This window comes from Citrobacter sp. Cf136 (genome assembly GCF_030333815.1).
In the GTDB taxonomy this organism is placed as follows: domain Bacteria; phylum Pseudomonadota; class Gammaproteobacteria; order Enterobacterales; family Enterobacteriaceae; genus Citrobacter; species Citrobacter freundii.
In genome coordinates this window covers 23,761-32,958 of the sequence record NZ_JAOWFE010000031.1, presented here as the reverse complement: position 1 = coordinate 32,958, position 9,198 = coordinate 23,761, and the positions used below count along the sequence as shown (strand labels likewise).

General features: G+C 51.2%; 8 protein-coding genes. All 8 read left to right on the top strand.

The annotated features are described in order from the left end of the window. A partial coding sequence (tuf, locus tag OGV98_RS04250) for an elongation factor Tu (protein WP_127674166.1) occupies positions 1–1,011 on the top strand: 1,011 nt, incomplete at its 5' end. Positions 1,012–1,241: 230 nt separating this feature from the next. Continuing rightward, positions 1,242–1,625 carry a preprotein translocase subunit SecE gene (secE, locus tag OGV98_RS04245; protein WP_003033128.1) on the top strand — a complete coding sequence of 128 codons (384 nt, stop codon included), beginning with the start codon at positions 1,242–1,244 and terminating at the stop codon, positions 1,623–1,625. Between the two features lies 1 nt (position 1,626). After that, a complete protein-coding gene (gene nusG, locus OGV98_RS04240) occupies positions 1,627–2,172 on the top strand; it encodes a transcription termination/antitermination protein NusG (RefSeq protein WP_003033125.1) in 546 nt (181 codons plus the stop codon). Positions 2,173–2,326: 154 nt separating this feature from the next. Next, positions 2,327–2,755, top strand: a complete 429-nt coding sequence (rplK, locus tag OGV98_RS04235) for a 50S ribosomal protein L11 (RefSeq protein ID WP_003033122.1) — start codon at positions 2,327–2,329, stop codon at positions 2,753–2,755. 3 nt (positions 2,756–2,758) lie between these two features. Continuing rightward, entirely contained in the window at positions 2,759–3,466 is a 708-nt protein-coding gene (rplA, locus tag OGV98_RS04230) for a 50S ribosomal protein L1 (protein WP_003033119.1), read from the top strand. 418 nt (positions 3,467–3,884) lie between these two features. Continuing rightward, entirely contained in the window at positions 3,885–4,382 is a 498-nt protein-coding gene (gene rplJ, locus OGV98_RS04225) for a 50S ribosomal protein L10 (protein ID WP_001207203.1), read from the top strand. 66 nt (positions 4,383–4,448) lie between these two features. After that, the gene (gene rplL / locus OGV98_RS04220) at positions 4,449–4,814 is read left to right on the top strand and encodes a 50S ribosomal protein L7/L12 (protein ID WP_003033114.1); all 366 of its coding nucleotides are present in this window, start codon (positions 4,449–4,451) and stop codon (positions 4,812–4,814) included. Between the two features lie 320 nt (positions 4,815–5,134). Continuing rightward, positions 5,135–9,163, top strand: a complete 4,029-nt coding sequence (gene rpoB, locus OGV98_RS04215) for a DNA-directed RNA polymerase subunit beta (RefSeq protein WP_003033111.1) — start codon at positions 5,135–5,137, stop codon at positions 9,161–9,163. Positions 9,164–9,198: the final 35 nt, after the last annotated feature.

The following is a 9,198-nucleotide window of genomic DNA, read 5'->3' as shown; positions in this document are numbered from 1 at the left end:
CGTGGTATCACCATCAACACTTCTCACGTTGAATATGACACCCCGACTCGCCACTACGCACACGTAGACTGCCCGGGCCACGCCGACTATGTTAAAAACATGATCACCGGTGCTGCGCAGATGGACGGCGCGATCCTGGTTGTTGCTGCGACTGACGGCCCGATGCCGCAGACTCGTGAGCACATCCTGCTGGGTCGTCAGGTAGGCGTTCCGTACATCATCGTGTTCCTGAACAAATGCGACATGGTTGATGACGAAGAGCTGCTGGAACTGGTAGAAATGGAAGTTCGTGAACTTCTGTCTCAGTACGATTTCCCGGGCGACGACACTCCGATCGTTCGTGGTTCTGCTCTGAAAGCGCTGGAAGGCGAAGCAGAGTGGGAAGCGAAAATCATCGAACTGGCTGGCTTCCTGGATTCTTACATCCCAGAACCAGAGCGTGCGATTGACAAGCCGTTCCTGCTGCCTATCGAAGACGTATTCTCCATCTCCGGTCGTGGTACCGTTGTTACCGGTCGTGTAGAGCGCGGTATCATCAAAGTTGGTGAAGAAGTTGAAATCGTTGGTATCAAAGAGACTGCTAAGTCTACCTGTACTGGCGTTGAAATGTTCCGCAAACTGCTGGACGAAGGCCGTGCTGGTGAGAACGTTGGTGTTCTGCTGCGTGGTATCAAACGTGAAGAAATCGAACGTGGTCAGGTACTGGCTAAGCCGGGCTCTATCAAGCCGCACACCAAGTTCGAATCTGAAGTGTACATTCTGTCCAAAGACGAAGGCGGCCGTCATACTCCGTTCTTCAAAGGCTACCGTCCGCAGTTCTACTTCCGTACTACTGACGTGACTGGTACCATTGAACTGCCGGAAGGCGTAGAGATGGTAATGCCGGGCGACAACATCAAAATGGTTGTTACTCTGATCCACCCGATCGCGATGGACGACGGTCTGCGTTTCGCAATCCGTGAAGGCGGCCGTACTGTTGGTGCGGGCGTTGTTGCCAAAGTAATGAGCTAATTGCCGAATAACATTTGACGCAATGCGCAATAAAAGGGCATCATTTGATGCCCTTTTTGCACGCTTTCACACCAGAACCTGGCTCATCAGTGATTTTTTTTGTCATAATCATTGCTGAGACAGGCTCTGAAGAGGGCGTTTAGTCCGAAACGCACCAGAGCATTTCGGTTTGGATCGCCTCGCTTACGCGGGGTGAAAATGTTTGTAGAATACTTCTGACAGGTTGGTTTATGAGTGCGAATACCGAAGCTCAAGGAAGCGGGCGCGGCCTGGAAGCGATGAAGTGGGTTGTTGTCGCTGTATTGCTGCTTGTAGCTATCGTTGGCAACTACCTCTATCGTGACATGATGCTGCCGCTGCGTGCGCTGGCCGTAGTGATTCTGATTGCCGCAGCGGGTGGTGTCGCGCTGTTGACAACAAAAGGTAAAGCGACCGTTGCTTTTGCCCGTGAAGCGAGAACCGAAGTCCGTAAGGTCATTTGGCCAACTCGCCAGGAAACATTGCACACCACATTAATTGTGGCTGCGGTTACCGCAGTAATGTCACTGATCCTGTGGGGACTGGATGGTATTCTGGTTCGCCTGGTATCCTTTATCACTGGCCTGAGGTTCTAAGATGTCTGAAGCCCCTAAAAAGCGCTGGTACGTCGTTCAGGCGTTTTCCGGTTTTGAAGGCCGCGTAGCCACGTCGCTGCGCGAATATATCAAGTTACAAAATATGGAAGAGCTGTTTGGCGAAGTCATGGTGCCGACCGAAGAAGTGGTCGAAATCCGTGGTGGCCAGCGTCGCAAGAGCGAACGTAAATTCTTCCCGGGCTATGTACTGGTCCAGATGGTGATGAATGACGCAAGCTGGCACCTGGTGCGTAGCGTGCCGCGTGTGATGGGCTTTATCGGCGGTACATCTGACCGTCCGGCGCCGATCAGCGACAAAGAAGTTGATGCGATCATGAACCGTCTGCAGCAGGTTGGTGATAAACCGCGTCCGAAAACGATGTTTGAGCCAGGTGAAATGGTTCGCGTTAGTGACGGTCCGTTTGCTGACTTTAACGGCGTGGTTGAAGAAGTGGACTACGAGAAGTCCCGCCTGAAAGTCTCTGTTTCTATCTTTGGTCGTGCGACCCCGGTAGAACTGGACTTTGCCCAGGTAGAAAAAGCCTAAACAGCGATCAAAAAAGCGGCGATTTAATCGTTGCACAAGGCGCGAGATTGGAATACAATTTCGCGCCTTTTGTTTTTATGGACCCTGTCCGTAAAACGAATTTAATCACGGGGAGCCTCCTTGAGGCGCTATAACCCAACTAGAGGAATTTAGAATGGCTAAGAAAGTCCAGGCCTACGTCAAGCTGCAAGTTGCAGCTGGTATGGCTAACCCGAGTCCGCCGGTAGGTCCAGCACTGGGTCAACAAGGCGTGAACATCATGGAATTCTGCAAAGCGTTCAACGCAAAAACTGATTCCATGGAAAAAGGTCTGCCGATCCCGGTTGTTATCACCGTTTACGCTGACCGTTCTTTCACTTTCGTTACCAAAACGCCTCCGGCAGCAGTTCTGCTGAAGAAAGCGGCTGGTATCAAGTCTGGTTCAGGTAAGCCGAACAAAGACAAAGTGGGTAAAATTTCCCGCGCTCAGCTGCAGGAAATCGCGCAGACCAAAGCTGCCGACATGACTGGTTCCGACATTGAAGCGATGACTCGCTCCATTGAAGGTACTGCACGTTCCATGGGCCTGGTAGTGGAGGACTAAGAAATGGCTAAACTGACCAAGCGTATGCGCGTGATCCGTGACAAAGTTGATGCAACTAAACAGTACGACATCAACGAAGCTATTGCTCTGCTGAAAGAGCTGGCCACTGCTAAATTCGTAGAAAGCGTAGACGTTGCCGTTAACCTCGGCATCGATGCTCGTAAATCTGACCAGAACGTACGTGGTGCAACTGTACTGCCGCACGGTACTGGCCGTTCCGTTCGCGTAGCCGTATTTGCCCAGGGCGCAAACGCTGAAGCTGCTAAAGCTGCAGGCGCTGAGCTGGTAGGTATGGAAGATCTGGCTGACCAGATCAAGAAAGGCGAAATGAACTTTGACGTTGTTATTGCTTCCCCGGATGCAATGCGCGTTGTTGGCCAGCTGGGTCAGGTTCTGGGTCCGCGCGGCCTGATGCCAAACCCGAAAGTTGGTACTGTAACCCCTAACGTTGCTGAAGCGGTTAAGAACGCTAAAGCAGGTCAGGTTCGTTATCGTAACGACAAAAACGGCATCATCCATACCACCATCGGTAAAGTGGATTTTGACGCTGACAAACTGAAAGAAAACCTGGAATCTCTGCTGGTTGCGCTGAAAAAAGCGAAACCGACTCAGGCTAAAGGCGTGTACATCAAGAAAGTTAGCATCTCCACCACCATGGGTGCTGGTGTTGCCGTTGATCAGTCCGGTCTGACTGCGACTGTGGCGAACTAATATTCGCCTTTACGTGGGCGGTGATTTTGTCTACAATCTTACCCCCACGTTTCTGTTGAAATAAACAGAACTCTATGCGAGTCATTTGAATTGTAGCAAGGCAGCAATTGAGTGAATCGCCGGGAGTGTAGTTAACTACATGACCGGTGTGAACGAGAGCAGCTAACACAGCTACGGTTCAAAGGGCGAAGTCATAGACAAGATTTGTTCGTTGGAGCCTGGCCTATCCAGGCCTCCGTCGAAGACCGCAGGTGTTTCGTAAGAAACTTAATGCCCTGCGTAGACGGTGACAGAACGCTAAGATTATTTCTGATACTCTGGCTTGTTTCTGCTCACCGTATTTAGACGCTCTCTCCGTTGGGGAGAGTGAAGTGAGTTCCGGAACATGAGTTCCGGCAAACATCCAGGAGCAAAGCTAATGGCTTTAAATCTTCAAGACAAACAAGCGATTGTTGCTGAAGTCAGCGAAGTAGCCAAAGGCGCGCTGTCTGCAGTAGTTGCGGATTCCCGTGGCGTAACTGTAGATAAAATGACTGAACTGCGTAAAGCAGGTCGTGAAGCTGGCGTATACATGCGTGTTGTTCGTAACACCCTGCTGCGCCGCGTCGTTGAAGGTACTCAGTTCGAGTGCCTGAAAGACACGTTTGTTGGTCCGACCCTGATTGCATACTCTATGGAACACCCGGGCGCTGCTGCTCGTCTGTTCAAAGAGTTCGCGAAAGCGAATGCAAAATTTGAGGTCAAAGCCGCAGCCTTTGAAGGTGAATTGATCCCGGCATCGCAAATCGATCGCCTGGCAACTCTGCCGACCTACGAAGAAGCAATTGCACGCCTGATGGCAACCATGAAAGAAGCTTCGGCTGGCAAACTGGTTCGTACTCTGGCTGCTGTACGCGATGCGAAAGAAGCTGCTTAATCGCAGTTATCTTTCTCAAGCATCTGCTTACGTATAAACTTATTCTGATTTTCAGGAACAATTTAAATGTCTATCACTAAAGATCAAATCATTGAAGCAGTATCCGCTATGTCCGTAATGGACGTTGTAGAACTGATCTCTGCAATGGAAGAAAAATTCGGTGTTTCCGCTGCTGCTGCTGTAGCTGTAGCTGCTGGCCCGGCTGAAGCTGCTGAAGAAAAAACTGAATTCGACGTAATTCTGAAAGCTGCTGGCGCTAACAAAGTTGCTGTTATCAAAGCAGTACGTGGCGCAACTGGCCTGGGTCTGAAAGAAGCTAAAGACCTGGTAGAATCTGCTCCGGCTGCCCTGAAAGAAGGCATCAGCAAAGACGACGCAGAAGCACTGAAAAAATCTCTGGAAGAAGCTGGCGCTGAAGTTGAAGTTAAATAAGCCAACTTTTCTGGTTGCAGCCTAAGAAATTAGGCTGATGGCTGGTGACTTTTTAGTCACCAGCCTTTTTGCGCTGTAAGGCGCCAGTAGCATTTCACACTGTTTGACTACTGCTGTGCCTTTCAATGCTTGTTTCTATCGACGTCTTAATATACTGCGACAGAGCATCAGTTCTGTGTAAATCGCAATGAAATGGTTTAAGCGTGATAGCAACAGGCATTGCGGAAAGTATTCGATTTTCCGGTCAACAAAATAGTGTTGCACAAACTGTCCCTTCGTCGGACAGATGGGTCGACTTGTCAGCGAGCTGAGGAACCCTAATGGTTTACTCCTATACCGAGAAAAAACGTATTCGTAAGGATTTTGGTAAACGTCCACAAGTGTTGGACATACCTTATCTCCTTTCTATCCAGCTTGACTCGTTTCAGAAGTTCATCGAGCAAGATCCTGAAGGGCAGTATGGTCTGGAAGCAGCTTTCCGTTCCGTTTTCCCGATTCAGAGCTACAGCGGTAATTCCGAGCTGCAATACGTCAGCTACCGCCTTGGCGAACCGGTGTTTGACGTTCAGGAATGTCAGATCCGTGGCGTGACCTATTCCGCACCGCTGCGCGTAAAACTGCGTCTGGTGATCTACGAGCGCGAAGCGCCGGAAGGCACCGTAAAAGACATTAAAGAACAAGAAGTCTACATGGGCGAAATTCCGCTCATGACTGACAACGGTACCTTTGTAATCAATGGTACTGAGCGTGTTATCGTTTCTCAGCTGCACCGTAGTCCTGGCGTCTTCTTTGACTCCGACAAAGGTAAAACCCACTCTTCGGGTAAAGTGCTGTATAACGCGCGCATCATCCCTTACCGTGGTTCCTGGCTGGACTTCGAATTCGATCCGAAGGACAACCTGTTCGTACGTATTGACCGTCGCCGTAAACTGCCTGCGACCATTATTCTGCGTGCACTGAACTACACCACTGAGCAGATCCTTGACCTGTTCTTTGAAAAAGTTGTTTTCGAAATTCGCGACAACAAGCTGCAGATGGAACTGGTGCCGGAACGCCTGCGTGGTGAAACCGCCTCCTTTGACATTGAAGCTAACGGCAAAGTCTACGTCGAAAAAGGCCGTCGCATCACTGCGCGCCACATTCGCCAACTGGAAAAAGACGATATCAAACATATCGAAGTTCCGGTTGAATACATTGCTGGTAAAGTTGCGGCTAAAGACTACGTTGACGAATCTACTGGCGAGTTGATCTGCGCAGCTAACATGGAGCTGAGCCTGGATCTGCTGGCTAAGCTGAGCCAGTCTGGTCACAAGCGTATCGAAACGCTGTTCACTAACGATCTGGACCACGGTCCGTACATTTCTGAAACTGTACGCGTCGACCCAACCAACGATCGTCTGAGCGCACTGGTAGAAATCTACCGCATGATGCGTCCTGGTGAGCCGCCGACTCGTGAAGCTGCTGAAAGCCTGTTCGAGAACCTGTTCTTCTCCGAAGACCGCTATGACCTGTCTGCGGTCGGTCGTATGAAGTTCAACCGTTCTCTGCTGCGCGACGAAATCGAAGGTTCCGGTATCCTGAGCAAAGACGACATCATCGAAGTGATGAAGAAGCTCATCGATATCCGTAACGGTAAAGGCGAAGTCGATGATATCGACCACCTCGGCAACCGTCGTATCCGTTCCGTAGGCGAAATGGCGGAAAACCAGTTCCGCGTTGGCCTGGTACGTGTTGAGCGTGCGGTGAAAGAGCGTCTGTCTCTGGGCGATCTGGATACCCTGATGCCTCAGGATATGATCAACGCCAAGCCGATTTCTGCAGCAGTGAAAGAGTTCTTTGGTTCCAGCCAGCTGTCTCAGTTTATGGACCAGAACAACCCGCTGTCTGAGATTACGCACAAACGTCGTATCTCTGCACTCGGCCCAGGCGGTCTGACCCGTGAACGCGCAGGCTTCGAAGTTCGAGACGTACACCCGACTCACTACGGTCGCGTATGTCCAATCGAAACGCCTGAAGGTCCGAACATCGGTCTGATCAACTCCCTGTCCGTGTATGCACAGACTAACGAATACGGCTTCCTCGAGACTCCGTACCGTAAAGTGACCGACGGTGTTGTAACTGACGAAATTCATTACCTGTCTGCTATCGAAGAAGGCAACTACGTTATCGCTCAGGCGAACTCCAACCTGGATGACGAAGGCCACTTTGTAGAAGATCTGGTTACCTGCCGTAGCAAAGGCGAATCCAGCTTGTTCAGCCGTGATCAGGTTGACTACATGGACGTATCCACCCAGCAGGTGGTATCCGTCGGTGCGTCCCTGATCCCGTTCCTGGAACACGATGACGCCAACCGTGCATTGATGGGTGCGAACATGCAACGTCAGGCGGTTCCGACTCTGCGCGCTGATAAGCCGCTGGTTGGTACCGGTATGGAACGTGCTGTTGCCGTTGACTCCGGTGTTACTGCAGTTGCTAAACGTGGCGGTACTGTTCAGTACGTGGATGCTTCCCGTATCGTTATCAAAGTTAACGAAGACGAGATGTACCCGGGCGAAGCAGGTATCGACATTTATAACCTGACCAAATACACCCGTTCTAACCAGAACACCTGTATCAACCAGATGCCTTGCGTATCTCTGGGCGAGCCGGTTGAACGTGGTGATGTGCTGGCAGACGGTCCGTCCACCGACCTCGGTGAACTGGCGCTGGGCCAGAACATGCGCGTGGCATTCATGCCATGGAATGGTTACAACTTCGAAGACTCCATCCTCGTATCCGAGCGTGTTGTCCAGGAAGACCGTTTCACCACCATCCACATTCAGGAACTGGCATGCGTGTCCCGTGACACCAAGCTGGGGCCAGAAGAGATCACCGCTGACATCCCGAACGTGGGTGAAGCTGCGCTCTCCAAACTGGATGAATCCGGTATCGTTTATATCGGTGCGGAAGTGACCGGTGGCGACATTCTGGTTGGTAAGGTAACGCCGAAAGGTGAAACCCAACTGACGCCAGAAGAGAAGCTGCTGCGTGCGATCTTCGGTGAGAAAGCGTCTGACGTTAAAGACTCTTCTCTGCGCGTGCCAAACGGTGTTTCCGGTACGATTATCGACGTTCAGGTCTTTACTCGCGATGGCGTAGAAAAAGACAAACGTGCGCTGGAAATCGAAGAGATGCAGCTGAAGCAGGCGAAAAAAGACCTGTCTGAAGAACTGCAGATCCTCGAAGCTGGCCTGTTCAGCCGTATCTACGCTGTGCTGGTTTCCGGTGGTGTTGAAGCTGAGAAGCTCGACAAACTGCCACGCGACCGCTGGTTAGAACTCGGCCTGACCGACGAAGAAAAACAGAATCAGCTGGAACAACTGGCTGAGCAGTACGACGAACTGAAACACGAATTCGAGAAAAAACTCGAAGCGAAACGCCGTAAAATTACTCAGGGCGACGATCTGGCACCGGGCGTGCTGAAGATTGTTAAGGTTTATCTGGCGGTTAAACGTCGGATCCAGCCTGGTGATAAGATGGCAGGTCGTCACGGTAACAAGGGTGTAATCTCTAAGATCAACCCGATCGAAGATATGCCACACGATGCTAACGGTACGCCGGTAGATATCGTACTGAACCCGCTGGGCGTACCATCGCGTATGAACATCGGTCAGATCCTTGAAACCCACCTGGGTATGGCTGCAAAAGGTATCGGCGATAAGATCAACGCCATGCTGAAACAGCAGCAGGAAGTCGCGAAACTGCGCGAATTCATCCAGCGTGCTTACGATCTGGGTTCAGATGTTCGTCAGAAAGTTGACCTGAATACCTTCAGTGATGAAGAAGTTCTGCGTCTGGCTGAAAACCTGAAAAAAGGTATGCCGATCGCAACGCCGGTATTCGACGGTGCGAAAGAGTCTGAAATCAAGGAACTGTTACAGCTGGGTGGCCTGCCGACTTCCGGTCAGATCACACTGTTCGACGGTCGTACCGGTGAGCAGTTCGAGCGCCAGGTTACCGTTGGCTACATGTACATGCTGAAACTGAACCACCTGGTTGATGACAAGATGCATGCGCGTTCTACCGGTTCTTACAGCCTGGTTACTCAGCAGCCGCTGGGTGGTAAGGCGCAGTTCGGTGGTCAGCGCTTCGGGGAGATGGAAGTGTGGGCGCTGGAAGCATATGGCGCAGCATACACCCTGCAGGAAATGCTCACCGTTAAGTCTGATGACGTGAACGGTCGTACTAAGATGTATAAAAACATCGTGGACGGCAACCATCAGATGGAACCAGGCATGCCGGAATCCTTCAACGTACTGTTGAAAGAGATTCGTTCGCTGGGTATCAACATCGAGCTGGAAGACGAGTAACTCTCGATCAAACAGGTCACTGGTGCTGGCGTAAC

Coding starts and splice junctions, on each gene's coding strand:
- secE (WP_003033128.1), top strand. CDS start 1,242: ATGAGTGCGAATACCGAAGCTCAAGGAAGCGGGCGCGGCCTGGAAGCG.
- nusG (WP_003033125.1), top strand. CDS start 1,627: ATGTCTGAAGCCCCTAAAAAGCGCTGGTACGTCGTTCAGGCGTTTTCC.
- rplK (WP_003033122.1), top strand. CDS start 2,327: ATGGCTAAGAAAGTCCAGGCCTACGTCAAGCTGCAAGTTGCAGCTGGT.
- rplA (WP_003033119.1), top strand. CDS start 2,759: ATGGCTAAACTGACCAAGCGTATGCGCGTGATCCGTGACAAAGTTGAT.
- rplJ (WP_001207203.1), top strand. CDS start 3,885: ATGGCTTTAAATCTTCAAGACAAACAAGCGATTGTTGCTGAAGTCAGC.
- rplL (WP_003033114.1), top strand. CDS start 4,449: ATGTCTATCACTAAAGATCAAATCATTGAAGCAGTATCCGCTATGTCC.
- rpoB (WP_003033111.1), top strand. CDS start 5,135: ATGGTTTACTCCTATACCGAGAAAAAACGTATTCGTAAGGATTTTGGT.